Origin of the sequence: Halioglobus sp. Uisw_031, from assembly GCF_047729875.1 — a bacterium.
Lineage (GTDB): Bacteria > Pseudomonadota > Gammaproteobacteria > Pseudomonadales > Halieaceae > Marimicrobium.
On sequence record NZ_CP159826.1, the window covers coordinates 2,459,550 to 2,478,002 of the forward strand.

Consider the following 18,453-nt stretch of genomic DNA (forward strand, 5'->3'; position numbering starts at 1 on the left):
CGTCAATCATGTCGATGATTTCGCAATCAATTGTTCTTCCTGTGCGACACGAAGTTTTTCTAAATCAGTTGCACGCGCTCGAATCACCTCTTCGAGGTGGTCGACAAAGTCTTCATTGCTGATCTTGTGATGCGGCTCTCCATCGACGTAGATCAAGTTATTAGGGCTAGCACCGGTTAGCCCTACATCCGCTTCGCGCGCTTCACCAGGCCCGTTGACGATGCAACCGATAACGGCAACATCCATCGGTGTACGAATATCCTCCAGACGCTGCTCTAGAATATTCATCGTGGCCACCACATCGAAATTCTGCCTCGAGCAACTTGGACACGCAATAAAATTGATGCCGTTAGCACGCAACTGCAGACTTTTCAAAATATCAAAACCGACTTTAACTTCCTCAACCGGGTCTGCCGCCAGAGAAACGCGCAGGGTATCACCGATGCCATCCATCAGCAGCATGCCTAGCCCGACAGCGGACTTGACTGTCCCACCACGTAAGCCACCGGCCTCAGTAATCCCCAAATGTAGAGGTTGGTCAATCTGCTTAGCCAGCAAGCGGTATGCCGCGACTGCCATAAACACACCTGACGCTTTCACACTCACCTTGAATTCTGGGTAGTTAAGCTTGTCTAGGATATCGACATGGTGCATGGCCGACTCTACCAGCGCCTCAGGTGTAGGTTCACCATACTTGCGCTGCAAATCTTTACCCAGAGATCCTGCATTCACGCCTATACGGATCGGAATACTTTTATCACGCGCACTGTCTATGACCGCACGCACTTTACTGTCTCGGCCTATGTTGCCCGGATTAATCCGCAAGCAATCGACGCCGTACTCAATAACCTTAAGCGCAATCTTGTGGTCAAAATGGATGTCGGCAATCAGTGGCACTGTGACCTGTTCACGAATCCGTCTAAACGCTTCGGCCGCCTCCATACTGGGTACTGATATCCTGACCATATCGGCACCCGCATCAGCGATCGCAAGCACCTGAGCGACTGTAGACGCCACATCGCAAGTATCCGTATTGGTCATACTTTGCACGCTGATTGGCGCATCACCGCCGACTGGCACATTGCCGACAAATATCTGTCGGGAAACTCTGCGCTTGATAGGAGATTCAATTTTCATTCATCACCTCTAGCTTCGAACTGCAATGCGTCGCGATAAAACAGCGGGGCATCCCTATTCGACTTAGACAAGGACAACTCGGCACTATCCTCCCTAGACCACCACAGTAAAACCACCAACAGCAGCAGCACCCCTAGGCCGATCACAACACCTAGGCCTGTTCGTTGTAATTGCAAAGGCCTCGTATCCTTGCGTTTCTCATTTTTAATCGGCGCAATCACGGTGGTCTGATCAAATACGGACATCAAGGTTTCTTCATGCAGACCTAACATCCGTCCATAGGCTTTCACATAGCCGCGTGCGAAAGGCGGGCTGCGCAAAGACGTGTAGTCATCTCGTTCCAGAATCCCCACATAGTTAGGCATTAAATTCAGACGATCGGCCGCTTCACGTTCGGTCATACCTTGTTTTTCCCTTGCCGTTCTTAACAGCGATCCGGGAGTCGCAAAGGCGTCGAGCTGTGCTGTATTGACAGTCACTTCATTTAGTCCGTTTATAAGCTTCATATTCGATAGAGCTCGGAAATCGGCTACTCAGGGACAACACATAACTCGCTTCCGAATTTCGATCGCTATTAATGCGGGCCAAACGAATGCCCAACAATAAGCCCCGAGCTGACTGTTGGGGGGCCACACTTCGATAAGTACCATAGTACTTGTTCGCAGTCGGATAATCTCCCGCATCAAACCGCATCTGCGCGACTTCCAGCAACGCCACCTGATTAGTGCGGTCCATAGCCAAAGCACGTACAAAGGCCTCTTCGGCTCCCTGCATATCGAATAATTTTATCCGACATAAGCCTAAATTCACAAACGCATTGGGACGCCCCGAATACAGTGTGTCCTGAATAACGTCGTCTAGCTGCTTTTCCGCCTCTTCATAGCGTTCCTGGCTGTACAAGAAAGCCGCGTAGTTATTACGGCAGCGAGAACATTTTCCATCCAAACGTATCGATTTTTTAAAGTTCTTCTCAGCGAGTTCATACTCGCCGGTACTTTGGAAGACTAGGGCAAAGGCCTCGTAAATCTCGGCATTATCGTCATCGATCTGCATGGCCAGGTCAAGATTACGCTTAGCGGCAACCCAATTACCCGCTCCAATATAATCACGCGCCAACGCTACGCGTGTGTCCAGAGCTCTTTGGGGCGATGCGTCCTCGCTAAAACCACCCGTAGTCGTTGAGATACAGCCGCCCAATACAATACACGCTAACAGCAGAACCAACTGAGACACACACGTTTTCAATCTGATCGGCATCTGAAACAACATGCTTACCCCACTGAAATTATTTGAGCATCAGTCGCTGCGCGATAACGGCTACTGCGGCTAGTGCGATCCACTACTTCACCCACTAATTGGCCACAGGCGGCATTGATATCATCTCCACGCGTAGTTCTGATCGTGACAATGTAGCCCGCATCAATCAACACTTGCCAGAAGCGTGATACCGCATTGCCACTGGGACGCTGATACTCGGACTGTGCGAACGTATTGAAAGGAATCAGGTTGATTTTACAGGGCACGTCGCGCAGCAATTCTGCCAGTTCCAGAGCCTGTTCGCGCTGATCATTGACCCCTTCAATCAGTGTATATTCTATCGTCACCACCCGATTTTTATCGCTTTGGGCCGCCATATAATTACGGCAACTCTCAAGCAAGACGGCAATAGGATACTTGCGGTTGATTGGCACCAGTTGATTACGTAATGCATCATTCGGCGCGTGCAGGGAGACAGCTAGGGACACCTCGCTGACCGCGGCCAACCTATCCAACGCGGGAACGACGCCGGACGTACTCAATGTCACGCGACGCTTGGACAAACCGTAGGCTAGGTCCTCAAGCATGAGATCCATCGCCGCCACCACGTTATCAAAATTCAGCAGAGGCTCCCCCATGCCCATCATCACGACATTCGTCACGATACGTCGGTCGCCGGGCTTGAATCCATCGTAAGACTTTATCGCTAACCACACCTGACCAATGATCTCAGCTGCGCTTAAATCTCTCTGAAAGCCCTGCTTGCCAGTAGAGCAAAAGCTACAATCCAGAGCGCAGCCTACCTGAGAAGAAACACACAGCGTGGCGCGATTACCTGCAGGAATCAACACTGTCTCTACCAGGCCGCCGCCCTCGACTCGTATTGCCCACTTGCGCGTGCCATCACTGGAGTCCTGCTGGCTGACGATCTCAGGCGGCCGCACTTCGGCGACCTCCATAAGCTTCTCCCTCAGCGCCTTACCCAGGTTAGACATCTCCTCGATTTGGGTGATGCCGGCATGATGTATCCACTTCAAAATCTGGTGTGCGCGAAACTTTTTTTCACCCAGGTCCAGAAAGAATTGCTCCATCTGTAGCCGCGACAACCCCATCAAATTGATCTTGGCGTGTTGCGGGCCGATCGGAGGAATCGCAGTAGAAGCAGTCATGGGGAGCAGCCGGGCGCCTAGAGCCTAGCGCTCGCAGAGTTCGCTGGAGGCGAAAAAATAAGCAATTTCGCGCGCAGCAGACTCGGGGGAATCGGAACCATGCACCGCATTAGCGTCTATCGATGATGCAAAATCTGCTCGAATAGTGCCCTCGGCCGCTTCCGTCGGATTGGTCGCACCCATTAATTCGCGGTTCTTTGCGATAGCGCCCTCACCCTCCAGCACTTGCACAACAACGGGGCCAGATGTCATAAACTCAATCAGAGCAGGAAAGAAGGGACGCTCCTTGTGCTCAGCATAGAAACCACCGGCGACGGTATCACTCAAACGCAACATTCTGGAGGCTACGATGTGTAATCCATTAGCTTCGAATCTCGAGTAAATCTTGCCAATAATATTTTTGCCAACCGCGTCGGGCTTCATGATAGACAGGGTCCGTTCTACAGCCATGGTGACTCTCCAGATAATTTCACTATTGAAAGCGCGTAATTATACGGATTTTGGGCCGCCGTTTCACCTGCAAACACGGTTAGGGGGAAGATTCTTTTTCTTTTAAATCAGCGCGTTACAAATCGGCAGGACAAATAAGACAAATTACAGCTTATGCAGCCACTGCCGCTGGCGTAAAGGCCGCAATAGCGCTGTAGTGAAAGTGCTGCTGGGGAGGGGAGCACAGACATTCGGGCAAAAAGACAGAAGTGCTAATAATGACTACTCTAACTCTTCAATCCAGGCGCCCTGAATCGCCTCTAGGACCTTCTCGCCACAACGGCCGGGCTCATCATCGAAGTCCTGCAATGCCATTACCCAATTGCGCAGGTCCACAAAGTTAACGGACAAAGGGTCCACATCAGGGTGGGCCTCCAGCAATTCGATGGCGATGTCAGTAATGTCAGTCCACTGCATAAACGCTCTCCGGTCAATGTTGCTCTGATACCATATTGATGGTGTAGCGTGGAATTTCAACGACCAGGTCATCTTCACCGACAACAGCCTGGCAACTGAGGCGCGAGTCTGGCTCTAGGCCCCACGCCATATCCAGATAGTCATCTTCCAATTCATCAGGCGCCTCCAGTGAGTCATAACCCTCTCGCACAATGACATGGCATGTGGTGCAGGCGCAGGAAAGTTCACAGGCATGCTCGATCTCGACATGATGACGCAACAACGCACGGCATATGTTCTCTCCAGGTAGAGCCTCAATCACAATCCCCTCGGGACATAAGCTCTCATTGGGCAGCACTACTATTTTCGTCATTGCATCACCTCATCGTCGAGAGCATCCAGCGACATTCCCGCCAGAGCCTCCCGAATACTCTTGTCCATTCGCCGGCTAGCGAATGTTTCGCTTTGACGTCCCAGACGCTCCGTCAGCGTGCGTATGGCATCTGTATCTTGACCCTCTAGCAGCGCTCGTAACTCAGTCATTGGGACAGTAATTGCCTCACGGTCTTCTTCGCTTAATAAGGCCTCGCCATCTGCCGCGAGAGCAGATTTCAGCCCTTCGAGCAACTGCCATCCCGCCAGGCGCTGCTCAGCGAGTTGGCGCGCAAGTTTATCTTCAACTGCATGACTAAAGGAGGCCTGCAACATGGTAGTGATCTCATCATCAGTCAATCCAAATGACGGCTTTATCGTGACACTGGTCTGTGAACCCGTAATTTCTTCGCAAGCGGACACATTGAGCAAACCATCCGCATCAACCTGAAATGTCACTTTAATTCTCGCGGCGCCCGCCACCATTGGAGGAATACCGCGCAACTCGAAGTGCGCGAGGGAGCGACAGTCACTGACCATTTCCCGTTCGCCCTGAACGATATGTATCGCCAGCGCAGTCTGCCCGTCTTTGTAGGTTGTAAATTCCTGAGCGCGACTCACCGGGATAGTGGTGTTACGTGGAACGATTTTCTCTACTAAGCCGCCCATCGTTTCAATACCCAATGACAGCGGGATGACGTCCAATAGCAAGAGGTCGCCATCGGGACGATTGCCGACCAGAATATCTGCCTGAATAGCAGCCCCCAATGCCACAACCTGATCAGGATCAATATCCACCAGCGGAGGGCGCTGAAAAAATTCAGCGACGGCCTCGCGCACGAGGGGCACCCGCGTGGAGCCGCCTACCATGACGATGTTATCGATGCCGGCATCCAGTTCCGCATCGCGCAGACAGCGACGGCAGGCGCCCAATGTTCGTTTGACGAGGGGTTGAATCAAGCTCTCAAAATCTTCTCGCGTCACTCGAACCGCCCCACCCGAGGGCAGCACTCCGGTCAGGTCAAGATCAACCGCCACCTCATCAGATAGTCTCTCCTTTGCCGCGCGTGCAGCAGCCTGAAGCTGCCGGTACTGACCAGGCGCGAGGGACGGTGACCCACACTGCTGTAAGACCCACTCTGCGAGGGCAGCATCAAGATCATCGCCGCCCAAAGCGGTGTCGCCACCGGTCGCCAGCACTTCAAATACACCCTTGTGCAAGCGCAAAATGGAAATGTCAAAGGTTCCGCCCCCGAGGTCATAGACCGCTATGACACCCTGCTCTGCAGAATCCAGTCCGTAAGCCACTGCTGCAGCGGTAGGCTCATTCATCAGCCGTAACACACGCAATCCGACAAGCGTTGCCGCATCCTTGGTGGCCTGGCGCTGTGGCTCGTCGAAGTAGGCCGGCACTGTAATCACCGCACCATCAATCTCACCACCCAGAGTTGCCAACGCACGCTTATGCAACACGCGTAGAATATCTGCCGAAACTTCAACTGGGCTACGCTCACCACTACTGGTCATAAAACGCACCAGACCTTCTTCGCCCTCAGCGAGGCGATAATGAGAACGCTGCGCGTCTCCAATCGCATCACGGCTCCCACGACCCATAAAGCGCTTTACCGACATAAGGGTGTCGGCGGGGTGTTGGGCAGCCAAAGCCAATGCGCCGGCGCCTACACGTGGCATCTGTGCATCGGTATAATTAACCACCGAAGGCAGCATCATCACGCCTTTCTCGTCGGGTAGGATAGCTGCGCTGCCGGCCCGCACCGTAGCAACCAGGGAGTTCGTCGTACCGAGGTCAATACCAATTGCCCGCTTTATCTGGTGCGGAAGAGGGGACTGTCCCGGCTCGGCGATGTTTAGTAGCGCCATGATTGATCCTGTTAAGTCTGATTGTCTATCAATCTGGACTCCATCTGCTCAGCTTCCAGCAGCAGTTTTTCCAGATATTGCAATTTAACGCAGGCGCTAGCAGCAGCGGATAGTTCGCCCGCAGCGTAAGCGCAAGAAAACTGGTCACGCAATTGGTTGACGTCTACACCGATTTCAGTGACTAGGTGCTCCAGTGCAGTCGCCGGATCGACCATCTCGGCCAACGACACTAGTTTCTCACGCAAGTCCATCTGCGCCATGAGAAAACCACCGTCGATCTGCTGACCCGAAATGTCTTCCTTGCTCATGCCCGCCAACTCAAGCAGATAAAGCGCACGAGGAAGTGCTTTACGCAGTGTGGCGTAGGCTTCATTGATCAGGGCAGAATACTGAACCGCCAGTCGCTGCTCATGAGCGGAGCCGCTAGCGTAACGATCAGGATGCAACTCTTTCTGCAACTGTCGATAGCGTTTGCCCAGTTGCGCCTGATCCAGCGCAAAGTCCTCTGGCAGATCGAACAACTGAAAATAATTTTTTTGGAATTCAGGTAAGGACATACCAGAGTATCACATCGCCTAACTTAAACGGTGAAACTCTCACCGCAGCCGCACTCAGCGGAGACGTTGGGATTGCGGAACTGCAGACCTTCGTTCAATCCCTCGCGCACGAAATCTAGCTCCGTACCGTCTAAATAAACCATACTCTTGGGATCGATAAATACCTTCACACCATGGTCCTCAAACACCTGATCTTCTACCTGTACTTCGTCAACAAACTCAAGCACGTATGCCATACCAGAACAGCCCGACGTCCTTACTCCCAGACGAATACCCAGCCCATTACCTCGGGACACGAGTTGCCCTGCAACGTGCTTCGCTGCAGATTCTGTAATGCTAACACCCATGCTAACGGCTCCGTTTTTCCCGGAGGTCCTTGACTGCTGCTTTGATAGCATCTTCAGCCAATACCGAACAGTGAATCTTGACCGGCGGCAACGCTAGCTCTTCGGCGATTTCCGTATTGCGAATCTGCTCTGCCTCATCAAGGTTTTTACCTTTCACCCACTCTGTGAGCAGGGAGCTCGAGGCGATCGCCGAGCCGCAACCGTAGGTCTTAAACTTAGCATCCTCGATGATGCCGTCAGCGTTCACTTTAATCTGCAGACGCATAACGTCTCCACAGGCTGGAGCACCCACCATTCCGGTGCCCACGCTTTCATCATCCGCATCGAGTTTCCCGACATTGCGGGGGTTTTCATAGTGGTCTAGTACCTTGTCACTGTATGCCATTGTCTTGTTCCTCCAATTGGAATTAGTGGGCAGCCCACTCTATGCTGTCCAAGTCTACACCATCCTTAAACATGTCCCACAAAGGGGATAAGTCTCGAAGCTTTTCTACCGCGGTACGCAATTGTGCTACTGCCGCATCCACATCGTCATCAGTGGTGAAACGACCAAAACTGAAACGTAGCGAGCTGTGCGCCAATTCATCGCTGAGCCCAAGTGCGCGCAATACATAAGACGGCTCCAGACTTGCAGATGTGCACGCTGAGCCGCTTGAAACGGCCAAATCTTTGAGCGACATAATCAGAGATTCACCTTCTACAAAGGCAATACTGACATTCAACGCGCCCGGCAAACGGTGCACACCATCACCATTAATATGCACTTCCTCGATATCCTTGATGCCGTCCCAAAAGCGACGACGCAGCGCCTTCAGGCGCACTGCTTCGAGCTCCATGCCCTCTTGAGCAACATGAGCGGCCTCACCCATACCAACAATCTGATGGGTAGGCAGTGTGCCCGAACGCATACCACGCTCGTGTCCGCCGCCGTGCATCTGCGCCTCGAGTCGAACCCGCGGCTTACGCCGCACATACAAAACGCCAATACCCTTCGGTCCATACATCTTGTGGGCAGACATTGAAAGTAGGTCAACCTTCATATTCTCCATGTCGATGACGACTTTTCCCGCACTCTGGGCTGCATCAACATGAAACAATACACCGGCAGCACGCGTCACCTCACCAATCCCGGCTATATCGTTGACAGTGCCGATTTCGTTATTAGCGTGCATGATCGTGACTAAAACGGTGTCTTCACGCAATGCCGCTCTAACCGCTTCGGGCGTAATCAGACCATTGCTACCTGGATCGAGGTAAGTCACCTCAAAGCCTTCTCGCTCTAGCTGTCGACACGTATCAAGAACAGCCTTATGTTCAATTTTGGAGGTGACAATATGCTTACCCCTCTTCACATAGAAGTGAGCCGCGCCCTTGATTGCAAGGTTATCCGACTCGGTGGCACCTGAGGTCCAAACAATTTCCCTGGGGTCTGCTTTGATCAGGTCGGCGACTTGACGACGGCCATTTTCCACCGCCTCTTCCGCCTTCCAGCCGTAAAGATGCGAGCGCGATGCCGGATTGCCAAAATTGCCTTCGATAGACAAGCAATGGACCATCTTTTCTACCACACGAGGATCAACTGGAGTCGTTGCCAGATAATCAAAATAAATAGGTTTTTCCATACTGCTATTGCTCCATGAACTGTTGCGCGTTCAGCGCCTGCCTAAATTTCTGTCACGGGTAGTGTATCACCCCTGATTTCTGTCACAGGTAAGCTGTGACTCTTATGACTGCGCGCATCCTGCCGCGCCGCAATCGTCTGCACTTCCCTTTTCTCAAGCAGATTAGACAAGCTGATCTCGCTCAAGAAGCCGTGAATTTGATCGCTTAGGTCGCACCACAGATAGTGAGTTAAGCATACCTCGCCCTGCTGGCAGTCAGCTGTGCCGCCACACCCTGTGGCATCAACCGTGTCGTTTACCGCGTCGATAATCTGTGCCACAAAAATATCGTGGCCGCCTCGGCTTAAGCGGTATCCACCGCCAGGGCCTCGCACGCTGCTCACTAGACTGTTGCGCCGCAACTTAGAAAACAGCTGCTCCAGATAGGACAATGATATATCTTGTCGCCCCGAAATATCGGCCAAGCTAACAGGCTGATCGCTGCTGTGTAATGCAAGATCAAGCATTGCAGTTACCGCATATCGCCCTTTTGTTGTCAGTCGCATCCTTTACCCTCGCGCATCAACGTTAAGAAGTATGCAATAACCTACCAAATTGGTCAACTATTAGTCCGACTATTTTTGTCGGGTAAAGCGGCTCGATTAAGACCCCTTGCGCGCGCGTTTTACCCATTTTTGAGTCTCGCTAAGGACTCCCCGCAGAATATTAAGCTCCATCTCATCTAATCGCACCCGAGTGTACAGGCGGCGCAGACGAGACATTAGCTGGCGCGGTGCCGTCGGGTCCAAAAACTCCACATCGATAAGCGTTTCTTCGAGATGTTGATAAAAGTGCTCCATATTCCCCTGCGAGGCAAACGGGCTATCCCACTGTTCTAGCTCATTTACGGGTAATTCCATGGAGGATCTCAGCATATGTAACTCGTAGGCAACAATTTGCACGGCCATCGCCAGGTTCAGCGAGCTGTATGCGCCTGACGTCGGAATATTGAGATGCAGATTGCACACTCTCAGCTCTTCGTTGGTCAAACCGCGATCTTCACGACCGAACAGCACGGCAACCTGTTCTTGCGATGATGCCTGCGCCATGCGCTCAGCACACTGGCGAGCATCCAGAAGGGGCCACGGTATTCGTCGCTCTCGCGCACTGGTGCCCACCACAAACTGGCAATCTGTAATCGCGTCTTCGAGAGTCGGCACAATAATGGCTGTATCAAGGATATCTTTGGCCGAAACCGCACGCCACTCCGCTTGCTCATTCGGATAGTCCCGAGGAGCGACCAGATACAATCGCGTCAACCCCATATTTTTCATCGCGCGCGCCACTCCCCCAATGTTGCCAGGATGACTGGTATTGACCAATACAATGCGAATATTGTCCGTGTTCATTGGCTATTTCGGGGCTGCGACGAGAAGGTGGCGAAGTTTAGCAGAAAATCGCAGGGGAATTAATCGAATTTACCAGCGATCAACAGCTACCAAGGAGCCAAAGCTCAAGACAACAGGGGCTTAACAACCTGCAACACTGCTTTAAAACACTTAGGATTTCCGCACACAATATTCCCAGAATCCAAGTAATTATCAGATGCGTCAATGTCCGCCACCAGCCCACCCGCCTCGCGCACCAGCAGCACCCCGGCCGCCATATCCCAAGACGATAGCCCGATCTCCCAGAATGCGTCCAGACGACCTGCCGCAACATAAGCCAAATCCAGTGATGCGGCACCAGCGCGGCGGATACCGGCACACTGAGACGCGAGAACTTCGATCGATTTACTGTAAGCTTCCAGCTTGTCATCGCAGTGATTCTTGAATGGAATACCTGTCCCCAACAAAGCGCCTTCCAGATTCGCAAGGTCGCTCACACGAATTCGGTGACCATTAAGCTGCGCGCCACGTCCTCTCGATGCGGTGAACTCCTCTTGCCGAACCGGATCAACAATCACGGCGTGCTCAAGTTTCCCCCGATACATACAGGCTATTGAGACAGCATAGTGAGGAATGCCGCGAATAAAGTTGGTGGTGCCATCAAGCGGGTCGATGATCCATCGATACTCCGCATCCTCACTCCCGATAAAGCCACTCTCTTCCCCCAAAATAGCGTGATCGGGGTACGCCTTCTGCAGTTGGTAAATAATTTCCTGCTCGGCGTTGAGATCAACCTCCGTTACGAAGTTGTTAACCCCTTTGGCTTTTACTTCAAAGCGATGGAGCTCATCAGACGCTCGCACGATGTTTTCACCGGCTTTACGAGCAGCGCGAAGCGCAATTTTAATCATCGGTTCCATGTGTCTTTCCTGAGAACTAAGTTAGGGTGTAAGGTCATCCTGCTCAGCGCCTTCCTTGATAGGGAGCATGAGATCTTCCTTCGTCACTCCCATCATCAGCGTCCAGGCAGAAGCCACATAGATCGACGAATACGTACCTATCAAAATACCCACTATTAGAGCGACGGCAAAACCGAAAATCATTTCACCACCAAAAATAGCGAGCGCGAGCACGACCATCAACGTTGTACCCGACGTTACCAGTGTTCGTGCCAGCGTTTCACTAATGGAGATATCCACCACTTCAACGGGCCCCGCACGACGGAGCTTACGGAAATTTTCTCGAATGCGATCAAAGACAACAATCGTGTCATTAATGGAGTAACCCACCACCGCCAATATCGCGGCCAGCACCGTGAGATTAAACTCCATACCCGTCAAAGAGAAAAAGCCCAACGTAATAATCACGTCATGCAACAGAGCCGCGACCGCGCCGAGAGCGAACTTTAACTGGAAACGAAACGCAACATAGAGTGTCACTAAGCCTATTGCCAGCAGCATGGCCAGACCTCCCTGCTCGCGCAGCTCGTCGCCCACCTGCGGACCGACGAACTCCATACGGCGAAGCTCCACATCGCCGACAAAAGTCTCCTGGAGCAAGCTCAACAGCGCCGTACCCTCCGCGTCAGAATAGCCCTGTGGCAAACGGATCAACACATCTTGATCGCTGCCGAAACTCATGACGCTAGAGCCGGCATAGCCCTGAGTCTCTAGGGTGCTGCGAATCGCATTAAGATCTGCAGTCGCACTGTAATGAATCTCTACCAATGTACCGCCGGTAAAGTCCAATCCCCAGTTAAGCTGCTTCGTCGCCAGAGAAAAAATGGATACCAGCAGCAGCAACCCTGAAAATAATACCGCCAGCTTACGCTGGCCCATAAAATTAATCACTTTCATGACTGATTGCCCCCGATCGATAATTTCCGCACACGGCGCCCGCCATAGACAAGATTAATGAGAGCGCGCGTCCCCAGTATTGCCGTGAACATAGAGGTCAAAATACCGACCGACAACGTCACTGCAAAGCCCTTAATCGGCCCAGTACCCACGGCATAGAGGATGACCGCAACAATCAGGGTCGTAAGGTTGGCATCAAGAATAGTGGTGAATGCACGCCCAAAGCCCGAGTGGATCGCCATCTGCGGTGACAGTCCATTGACTAGCTCCTCCCGTATTCGAGCAAAAATCAACACATTGGCGTCCACTGCCATACCCACCGTTAGCACAATACCCGCTATACCGGGGAGCGTCAGCGTGGCCCCCAGCATCGACATCACGGCCACCAGTAAAATCAAGTTAGAGGTCAGCGCAATCACCGCCACAACGCCAAAAACTCGGTAGTACAGCACCATGAACAGCAGCACTAGCGTCAAACCGTAATAGACGGACCGCACGCCAAGACGGATATTTTCTGCACCCAAAGACGGCCCAACGGTGCGCTCCTCGACAAAGGTGATGGGCGCTGCTAGCGCCCCGGCACGCAGCATCAAGGCCAACTCCGAAGATTCCAGTGGATTGTCGAGACCGGTGATCTGAAACTGCGCACCAAGGGCTGACTGGATAACCGGAGCCGTGAGTATCTTTCTTTCATCGTAGGGGACCTTCACAATGACTTCGGCGCCCTCCTCATCGACTTCATAGCGAGTACGATACTTACGCTCGATGAACAACACGCCCATGCGACGCTTAATATTGTTGCGGGTGGCTCGAGACATCAATGTGCCCCCCTCACTGTCCAGGCTGATCTGCACGTTGGGCTGCCCGTTCTGGTCAAAGCTGGCCTGCGCGGTTGAAACCCGTTCCCCGGTGATAATGACATCGCGCTCTAACCACTCACTCGAGCCGCTGCGGTCAGCACTGCGGTACTCAAAACGCTGTTTATCGGACTGCGCGGCATCCCTATTAGCCACCAACCTAAACTCGAGGTTAGCCACTTTGCCCAAAATACGTTTGGCCTCCGCTGTGTCCTGAATGCCCGGCAGCTCAACCACAATACGGTTCTTGCCCTGACGTTGTACCAGTGGCTCAGACACCCCCAACTCATTAACCCGGTTGCGCAACGTGGTCAGATTCTGGCTGACAGCGTAACTCTCAATTTCGTCGCGGGCCTGCGGCGACATCGCGGCTAACAGATTCCAACTATCGCCCTCCTCGACACGTTCGATCTCCAGCTCCGGGCTGTTCTCTGCAATAATCTCCCGCGCTTGCTCGCGCAATGCCTCAGTTTGAAAGCGTGCCTCTAATTTCCCCTGAGAATTGAGCCTGACAAGCCCACGAATACGATCCTCTCGCAACGCCCGCTTGGTATCATTGACGAAGTACTCCATACGGCGCTCTACCGCTGCGTCAACATCCACTTCGAGCTTGAAATGTACGCCACCACTCAGATCCAGACCCAATTTCATCGGCTGACCGCCATAATCGCTAAGCCAGTCTGGCGTTGTCGGAGCCAGGTTGAGCGCCACGATAAACCCATCCCCCAAGGCGCGAGAGACTCTGGCCTGTGCTACCAATTGCTGATCTGCATCTTCTAAACGCAACAGAGCCTGACGACCATTAACATCAATAGTTTGCCCAAAATAGGCGATCCCCGCCTCATCCAGCGCATTTAATGCTCGACGCAAGGTTTTATCGTCAATCTGCTGTGAGCTGCTTTGTCCGGCAATCTGCAGTGCCGGGTCCGGCGCATACAAGTTGGGCGCCGCATAGAACAGGCCGAGGAGCAACGCAGACAGCACGAGGAGGTATTTCCACAGTGGGTACTTATTTAACATAGTGTCGCTCTAACTGAAAAAAATTCGGGCGCTCAATGCGGTGCGCGCCCACGTAAAAAAGTGCGCCATTATAAATTAACAGGCCGCGGCCACAAGGGGCGTTTCGGCATCACGCTCATCCCAGCCAGCGGCGGGCGTTACGAAACATCCGCAACCAGCCTCCATCCTCGCCCCATTGGGGAGGTGTCCAGGAATGCTGGATCGTGCGATAAACCCGTTCTGGATGCGGCATCATGATCGTGGCACGGCCATCCTCACTGGTTAGACCCGTGATGCCCGCTGGAGACCCATTAGGATTAGCGGGATACCGATCTGCCAGCGCAAGGTCGTTTTCAATATAGCGCAACACCACCGCACCACTGGCTACACAATCCCTCTGTGACTGGGTACTCGCAAACTGAGCACGACCCTCTCCATGCGCCACTGCGATAGGCAGGTGCGAGCCTGCCATATCCGACAACAAAATCGAAGGGCTGGACTCGACTCGAACCAACGCCAGCCGCGCCTCAAATTGTTCAGAGCGATTACGCACAAAGCGTGGCCACAGCGTAGCACCGGGAATCAATTCCTTAAGCGCAGAGACCATCTGACAACCGTTGCAAACACCGAGAGTAAAGGTATCTTCACGTTCAAAAAATGCACTGAACCCAGCACGCACCGACTCATTGAACAAAATGCTCTTTGCCCAGCCTTCACCGGCACCCAATACATCACCGTATGAGAAGCCACCGCAGGCCACCAGGCCCTTAAACTGCTTCAGGTCGACGCGCCCACTGAGAAGGTCGCTCATATGCACATCGAATGGCGCAAAGCCTGCTCGGTGAAAAGCGGCTGCCATTTCAACATGCCCATTGACACCCTGCTCTCGCAACACGGCTATACGCGGGCGAACTCCGGTTGCGATGTAAGGGGCGCTGATATCCTCATTGACATCAAAACTCAAGCCCACTGACAGCCCGGAGTCTTCCGCGGTGTGCCGCTGATACTCTTCTAAAGCACACTCGGGATTATCGCGCAGGGCCTGCAGCTCATAGCTCGTGCGTGCCCAAAGTTGCTGCAAACGCGCTCGGCTATCCAGAAAAACCTGAGCCCCATCTGCCACGCTAACCGCATCACCTATCACCGCCCGCCCGATCACGTGCAGGCAATCGTCCAGACCCAACTCTGCCGCCTGTTGTTGAAAATCATGCAGCTGCGATGTAGCGATTTGCAATACCGCTCCGGCTTCCTCATTAAACAATTTTTCCAGCGCGCCACCGGGCAGCTCTGACAGCTCTATCTCTAAGCCACAGCGACCGGCAAACGCCATCTCCAACAATGTCGTCAACAAGCCGCCATCAGAACGGTCGTGATAGGCCATCATTTGGCCCTTGGCCAAGTAGCGCTGCACCAGCGTGAAAAATGCCTTGAGGTCCGCTGCGCTATCTATATCCGGCACTGTATTGCCCGTCTGCCCGCAGGCCTGAGCCAGGGCAGAAGCCCCCATTCGATTGGCTCCGCGACCAAGATCCAACAGGACAAGAAGCGCATCAGCCTCAGGGTTCAGCTGCGGGGTCACTGAGAGACGCGCATCGATCACCGGCGAGAATGCAGAGACGATCAGCGACATGGGGGCGGTCACGGATTTATTCTCGCCCCCTTCTTTCCAGGTGGTGCGCATAGACATAGAGTCCTTACCCACCGGGATAGTAATTCCCAGCTCGGGGCAAAATTCCATGCCGACTGCCCGCACTGTGTCAAATAAAATCTCGTCCTCAGCGCCGTATCCAGCGGCACACATCCAGTTGGCCGACAACTTAATATCTCGGATATCCCCAATCGCCGCCGCGCAAATATTGGTGATTGCTTCGGCAACCGCCATACGCCCGGAGGCAGGGCCGCTTATCAGTGCTAGCGGAGTGCGCTCGCCCATGGCCATGGCTTCTCCAGCAAATGAATCGTAGGATACCGTTGTCACCGCGCAATCCGCCACAGGGACCTGCCAAGGACCGACCATCTGATCGCGAGCCACCATACCCGTCACGGAACGATCACCAATGGTAATTAAAAAATTCTTGCTCGCGACACTGGGCACCTGCAAAACACGTTCCACCGCCTCTTGCACCGAAATATCCAGATGCAGTGCATCGTGCTCAATAGTCTGCCGACGAATCTCACGACTCATGCGCGGCGGCTTGCCAAACAGCACAGACATGGACATATCCACCGGCACATTCCCAAATTGACTGTCGGTAAGTTGCAAATGCATTGCTTCTGTTGCTTCACCGACGACGGCGAAAGGACAACGTTCACGCTCGCAAATCGCTTCAAAACTCGCCAGATTTTCTGGCTCCACCGCCATCACATAACGCTCCTGAGATTCGTTACACCAAATCTCTAGTGGTGACATACCCAGCTCATCATTTGGCACAGCACGCAACTCAAAACGCCCGCCACGGCCACCGTCCTTCACCAGTTCGGGAAAGGCATTGGACAACCCACCCGCACCCACATCATGAATAAAGGCAATGGGGTTGTTCTCGCCCAACTGCCAGCAACGGTCGATAACCTCCTGACAACGGCGCTCCATCTCCGGGTTTTGCCGTTGCACAGAAGCAAAATCAAGATCTGCGTGGCTTTGTCCGCTAGACATGGATGAAGCGGCACCCCCACCCAGACCGATTAGCATTGCGGGGCCGCCCAGCGCAATCAACTTGGCCCCCGCTCGATATTCTCCTTTCTCCACATGCTCCTGACGGACATTGCCATAGCCACCGGCAATCATGATGGGTTTGTGGTAGCCCCGTATTTCCGCTGCGCTGGCACCCGGCGCTGTCAATTCAAAGCTGCGGAAGTAGCCACAAAGATTGGGGCGACCAAACTCGTTATTGAACGCCGCGGCGCCAATGGGCCCCTCTAACATGATCTCTAGAGCACTGACGATTCGACCGGGCTTGCCATACTCAACCTCCCATGGCTGTTCAAAACCGGGAATATTGAGATTAGACACTGAAAAACCCATCAGGCCGACTTTTGGCTTGGAACCGCGCCCGACCGCACCCTCGTCGCGAATCTCGCCACCAGCACCTGTTCCCGCCCCCGAGAACGGCGCGATTGCCGTCGGATGATTGTGGGTCTCAACTTTCATTAACAGGTGAATACTCTCCTGAGAGGCACTGTATTCACAGGATTGTGGGTCTGGATAAAACCGTCCCGCAACGGGACCCGCCACCACAGCCGCATTATCAGAGTACGCCGAGAGCACATTCTCACCGCCACACGCATTGGTATTGCGAATCATACCGAACAGTGAATGTGCCTGTGGTGTGCCGTCGATGGTCCAATCGGCGTTAAATATTTTGTGGCGACAATGCTCCGAATTGGCCTGCGCGAACATCATCAACTCAACGTCGCTGGGATTTCGCCCCAGAGCAATGAACGACTCCAATAAGTAGTCTATTTCATCATCGGCGAGAGCCAGTCCAAGGGTACGGTTCGCCTCCAGTAGCGCATCGCGACCATTACTAAGCACATCCACCGTCGCTATTGGACGAGGAGCTGCATGCTCAAATAACTGCTGAGCAGACTCCATTGCGGAAAGAATCGTTTCCGTCATTCGATCATGCACAAGCGCCTCGAGGGCTTGGCGTTCCGATGCAGTGAGCTTTGCGGGTAGGCTGAAATGCCAAGCCAGACCTCGCTCCAACCGTTCAATCTCCTGGAGACCACAGTTGTAGGCGATATCAGTGGCCTTGCTAGACCAGGGAGAGACAGTGCCCGGCCTAGGGACAACCAGCAATAAGGTGGCGTTTGCCAGCGCTTCCTCCCCAGTGGTGGGCAATGAGGGTCCATACGTGAGTAGACTGGCCAGTATTTTCTGTTGCTGCTCCGTCAGGGGACGGTGTAACTGCACAAAGTGGACAAATTCGGCCCGCAGAATCTGGATGTCGGGATGGATCTCCGAGATTCTTTGTGCCAGTTTTTTCAGGCGAAATTCGGATAGAGCGGGAGCACCGCGCAGAGATAACATGCTGTGAAGAACTCCAAAAGGAGGCATTTGAGAGAAGCGTCAGTGTACTGCATTTGATCTCTCTCCGATAACCGAAATTACACCCAATTACCACGCTAATTAAGACTGGGAGCGCCT

The 18,453-nt window shown here is 53.3% G+C and carries 18 protein-coding genes; all 18 read right to left on the reverse strand.

What is annotated here, in order from left to right; translation table 11 throughout:
* Positions 1–6: 6 nt before the first annotated feature.
* Positions 7–1,137 (reverse strand): flavodoxin-dependent (E)-4-hydroxy-3-methylbut-2-enyl-diphosphate synthase, encoded by a 1,131-nt coding sequence (ispG, locus tag ABXT62_RS11135; protein ID WP_415355361.1) that lies wholly within the window; start codon positions 1,135–1,137, stop codon positions 7–9.
* A complete protein-coding gene (locus ABXT62_RS11140) occupies positions 1,134–1,616 on the reverse strand; it encodes a helix-turn-helix domain-containing protein (RefSeq protein ID WP_415355362.1) in 483 nt (160 codons plus the stop codon). The genes ispG and ABXT62_RS11140 overlap by 4 nt, the downstream gene beginning before the upstream one ends.
* Position 1,617: 1 nt before the next feature.
* Positions 1,618–2,370: a type IV pilus biogenesis/stability protein PilW gene (gene pilW, locus ABXT62_RS11145; protein ID WP_415355363.1), complete on the reverse strand. Its 753-nt coding sequence runs from the start codon at positions 2,368–2,370 to the stop codon at positions 1,618–1,620.
* A gap of 38 nt (positions 2,371–2,408) precedes the next feature.
* The gene (rlmN, locus tag ABXT62_RS11150; protein ID WP_415355364.1) at positions 2,409–3,563 is read right to left on the reverse strand and encodes a 23S rRNA (adenine(2503)-C(2))-methyltransferase RlmN; all 1,155 of its coding nucleotides are present in this window, start codon (positions 3,561–3,563) and stop codon (positions 2,409–2,411) included.
* 24 nt (positions 3,564–3,587) lie between these two features.
* Complete coding sequence (gene ndk, locus ABXT62_RS11155) at positions 3,588–4,013, reverse strand: nucleoside-diphosphate kinase (RefSeq protein ID WP_415355365.1); 426 nt, start codon at positions 4,011–4,013, stop codon at positions 3,588–3,590.
* 261 nt (positions 4,014–4,274) lie between these two features.
* Positions 4,275–4,469, reverse strand: coding sequence for a Fe-S cluster assembly protein IscX (iscX, locus tag ABXT62_RS11160; protein ID WP_415355366.1), 195 nt, complete (start codon positions 4,467–4,469; stop codon positions 4,275–4,277).
* Between the two features lie 13 nt (positions 4,470–4,482).
* Positions 4,483–4,821, reverse strand: a complete 339-nt coding sequence (gene fdx, locus ABXT62_RS11165) for an ISC system 2Fe-2S type ferredoxin (protein WP_415355367.1) — start codon at positions 4,819–4,821, stop codon at positions 4,483–4,485.
* On the reverse strand, positions 4,818–6,701 hold the full coding sequence (gene hscA, locus ABXT62_RS11170) for a Fe-S protein assembly chaperone HscA (RefSeq protein ID WP_415355368.1): 1,884 nt from the start codon (positions 6,699–6,701) through the stop codon (positions 4,818–4,820). Before hscA ends, fdx begins: the two co-directional genes overlap by 4 nt.
* A gap of 11 nt (positions 6,702–6,712) precedes the next feature.
* Positions 6,713–7,258 carry a Fe-S protein assembly co-chaperone HscB gene (hscB, locus tag ABXT62_RS11175; protein WP_415355369.1) on the reverse strand — a complete coding sequence of 182 codons (546 nt, stop codon included), beginning with the start codon at positions 7,256–7,258 and terminating at the stop codon, positions 6,713–6,715.
* A gap of 23 nt (positions 7,259–7,281) precedes the next feature.
* Positions 7,282–7,605, reverse strand: coding sequence for an iron-sulfur cluster assembly protein IscA (iscA, locus tag ABXT62_RS11180; RefSeq protein ID WP_415355370.1), 324 nt, complete (start codon positions 7,603–7,605; stop codon positions 7,282–7,284).
* 1 nt (position 7,606) lies between these two features.
* Positions 7,607–7,990, reverse strand: coding sequence for a Fe-S cluster assembly scaffold IscU (gene iscU, locus ABXT62_RS11185; RefSeq protein ID WP_415355371.1), 384 nt, complete (start codon positions 7,988–7,990; stop codon positions 7,607–7,609).
* Between the two features lie 22 nt (positions 7,991–8,012).
* Positions 8,013–9,227: an IscS subfamily cysteine desulfurase gene (locus ABXT62_RS11190; protein WP_415355372.1), complete on the reverse strand. Its 1,215-nt coding sequence runs from the start codon at positions 9,225–9,227 to the stop codon at positions 8,013–8,015.
* Between the two features lie 41 nt (positions 9,228–9,268).
* Positions 9,269–9,772, reverse strand: a complete 504-nt coding sequence (gene iscR / locus ABXT62_RS11195; RefSeq protein WP_415355373.1) for a Fe-S cluster assembly transcriptional regulator IscR — start codon at positions 9,770–9,772, stop codon at positions 9,269–9,271.
* A gap of 96 nt (positions 9,773–9,868) precedes the next feature.
* Entirely contained in the window at positions 9,869–10,615 is a 747-nt protein-coding gene (trmJ, locus tag ABXT62_RS11200; RefSeq protein WP_415355374.1) for a tRNA (cytosine(32)/uridine(32)-2'-O)-methyltransferase TrmJ, read from the reverse strand.
* 104 nt (positions 10,616–10,719) lie between these two features.
* Positions 10,720–11,514 (reverse strand): inositol monophosphatase family protein, encoded by a 795-nt coding sequence (locus tag ABXT62_RS11205; RefSeq protein ID WP_415355375.1) that lies wholly within the window; start codon positions 11,512–11,514, stop codon positions 10,720–10,722.
* A gap of 21 nt (positions 11,515–11,535) precedes the next feature.
* Positions 11,536–12,450 (reverse strand): protein translocase subunit SecF, encoded by a 915-nt coding sequence (gene secF / locus ABXT62_RS11210; RefSeq protein ID WP_415355376.1) that lies wholly within the window; start codon positions 12,448–12,450, stop codon positions 11,536–11,538.
* Positions 12,447–14,327, reverse strand: coding sequence for a protein translocase subunit SecD (gene secD / locus ABXT62_RS11215; RefSeq protein ID WP_415355377.1), 1,881 nt, complete (start codon positions 14,325–14,327; stop codon positions 12,447–12,449). The genes secF and secD overlap by 4 nt, the downstream gene beginning before the upstream one ends.
* A gap of 115 nt (positions 14,328–14,442) precedes the next feature.
* On the reverse strand, positions 14,443–18,336 hold the full coding sequence (gene purL, locus ABXT62_RS11220; protein WP_415355378.1) for a phosphoribosylformylglycinamidine synthase: 3,894 nt from the start codon (positions 18,334–18,336) through the stop codon (positions 14,443–14,445).
* Positions 18,337–18,453 lie beyond the last annotated feature (117 nt).

What these genes read in the sequence shown, in the direction of transcription:
- ispG (WP_415355361.1), bottom strand. Translation starts at nt 1,137, where the DNA reads ATGAAAATTGAATCTCCTATCAAGCGCAGAGTTTCCCGACAGATATTT.
- rlmN (WP_415355364.1), bottom strand. Translation starts at nt 3,563, where the DNA reads ATGACTGCTTCTACTGCGATTCCTCCGATCGGCCCGCAACACGCCAAG.
- ndk (WP_415355365.1), bottom strand. Translation starts at nt 4,013, where the DNA reads ATGGCTGTAGAACGGACCCTGTCTATCATGAAGCCCGACGCGGTTGGC.
- iscX (WP_415355366.1), bottom strand. Translation starts at nt 4,469, where the DNA reads ATGCAGTGGACTGACATTACTGACATCGCCATCGAATTGCTGGAGGCC.
- fdx (WP_415355367.1), bottom strand. Translation starts at nt 4,821, where the DNA reads ATGACGAAAATAGTAGTGCTGCCCAATGAGAGCTTATGTCCCGAGGGG.
- hscA (WP_415355368.1), bottom strand. Translation starts at nt 6,701, where the DNA reads ATGGCGCTACTAAACATCGCCGAGCCGGGACAGTCCCCTCTTCCGCAC.
- hscB (WP_415355369.1), bottom strand. Translation starts at nt 7,258, where the DNA reads ATGTCCTTACCTGAATTCCAAAAAAATTATTTTCAGTTGTTCGATCTG.
- iscA (WP_415355370.1), bottom strand. Translation starts at nt 7,605, where the DNA reads ATGGGTGTTAGCATTACAGAATCTGCAGCGAAGCACGTTGCAGGGCAA.
- iscU (WP_415355371.1), bottom strand. Translation starts at nt 7,990, where the DNA reads ATGGCATACAGTGACAAGGTACTAGACCACTATGAAAACCCCCGCAAT.
- ABXT62_RS11190 (WP_415355372.1), bottom strand. Translation starts at nt 9,227, where the DNA reads ATGGAAAAACCTATTTATTTTGATTATCTGGCAACGACTCCAGTTGAT.
- iscR (WP_415355373.1), bottom strand. Translation starts at nt 9,772, where the DNA reads ATGCGACTGACAACAAAAGGGCGATATGCGGTAACTGCAATGCTTGAT.
- trmJ (WP_415355374.1), bottom strand. Translation starts at nt 10,615, where the DNA reads ATGAACACGGACAATATTCGCATTGTATTGGTCAATACCAGTCATCCT.
- ABXT62_RS11205 (WP_415355375.1), bottom strand. Translation starts at nt 11,514, where the DNA reads ATGGAACCGATGATTAAAATTGCGCTTCGCGCTGCTCGTAAAGCCGGT.
- secF (WP_415355376.1), bottom strand. Translation starts at nt 12,450, where the DNA reads ATGAAAGTGATTAATTTTATGGGCCAGCGTAAGCTGGCGGTATTATTT.
- secD (WP_415355377.1), bottom strand. Translation starts at nt 14,327, where the DNA reads ATGTTAAATAAGTACCCACTGTGGAAATACCTCCTCGTGCTGTCTGCG.
- purL (WP_415355378.1), bottom strand. Translation starts at nt 18,336, where the DNA reads ATGTTATCTCTGCGCGGTGCTCCCGCTCTATCCGAATTTCGCCTGAAA.